Origin of the sequence: Halanaerobium polyolivorans, assembly GCF_020711195.1 — a bacterium.
GTDB classification, from domain to species: Bacteria; Bacillota; Halanaerobiia; order Halanaerobiales; family Halanaerobiaceae; genus Halanaerobium; species Halanaerobium polyolivorans.
Map to the genome: position 1 here is coordinate 1 of NZ_JAJFAT010000040.1, position 1332 is coordinate 1332.

The following is a 1332-nucleotide window of genomic DNA, read 5'->3' on the forward strand; positions in this document are numbered from 1 at the left end:
TATTACAGTTTGGTCCACTATGGGCATTTTATTTATTATTTTTTTAATTAGTTCAAGTTCATTATACAATCAAGCGTTTTCTTTAACATCATTTAACTTTACTATTAAATTCTTTTCATATTTTTTTCTTCTGGGGATATTTCTTTTAATTGATCCATCTTTGTCATCAATATCATTCCAAAATAAAAATCGTTTTTTATATGTATTATCATTTTCTTCGCTTATTGTTATATCTATATATAAAGCAGGGTCAAAATCCTCCCTTCCTTCAATAGAACCACCATATAAGGATGTCAATAAAGATGTGGTTCTTTGTTGACCATCTAATATATATTGATATTCTGATCTATCTTTATCATCTGAAATATCATGACCTCCAATATTACGATAATTTTGAAGTTTTACACTAGTTTTCCATACAAGAATACTACCAATTGGATAAAATTTATATATGCTATCCCATAATTTCTTTACATTATCTTCCTCCCAAACAACTTCTCTCTGAAAAGTTGGAATTTGATATTTTTTATTCTTTAGATTATCTAAATATGTTCCTATTGAATCTTGAGTCGGCTTAATTCTATCAGCATATGGCATAATATTTACCTCCAAATAATTTTTTTGACCGTCTTTTTTCATTATTTAATTATTAATTTCTTTACTTCATTTTTGAATTCTTCATAACCAAACTGACCATCATTATTAATAGATGGTGATAATTGAGCAAATATAAAGGTCCCACTTCTTTGTTTATTTAACTTCTGATGATAATAAATATCTTCAGGATAAGCAACCAAAACTTTATCAATAGCGTAACCATAACTGGGAAGCACTTTTATTTTATCTTTATAATCAATTAATTTATTAAAAACATTCGTATTACTTACTTCACTATATAATTTATCAAAGCTTCTATATTTAACTTCAATTATAAAACTTCTTTTATGGTTCATTTTCCTATCATAAACATCAATTCGAAAATCAGGCTTCAAGTTTTTACCATCTGAAATAAAAGAAGTCTCATTATTTGAAGATGGCTTAGTTATATTATCAAGTTCTTCATCATAATGTACTTCAATTATTCTTTTATCAGAATAAAAAGTTAAAACTGTCCCCGAAGAAATATTTAAAGCATAATTTTTCCTAATTCTTTTTTGAAGTTGATCTTTATCAGACCACTTAAATTCACATTCATTCATAACCTTAATTATATTAATCAAAATATAATATTCATAGAGTTTCCGGTTCAACCCCTTAAATATGGAGAATATGTTTGTTAAGCTCGTTCATTCTTAGTTTCTCATTTTTTCTATTTAAGCTAGTACTGGTTCA

The 1332-nt window shown here is 26.1% G+C and carries 2 protein-coding genes; both read right to left on the bottom strand.

The window, feature by feature from the left end; genetic code table 11:
- Nucleotides 1–69: 69 nt before the first annotated feature.
- Complete coding sequence (locus LJ207_RS12195) at nucleotides 70–597, bottom strand: DUF262 domain-containing protein (RefSeq protein WP_229346771.1); 528 nt, start codon at nucleotides 595–597, stop codon at nucleotides 70–72.
- A gap of 41 nt (nucleotides 598–638) precedes the next feature.
- Nucleotides 639–1250: a nuclease domain-containing protein gene (locus tag LJ207_RS12200; RefSeq protein WP_229346772.1), complete on the bottom strand. Its 612-nt coding sequence runs from the start codon at nucleotides 1248–1250 to the stop codon at nucleotides 639–641.
- Nucleotides 1251–1332: the final 82 nt, after the last annotated feature.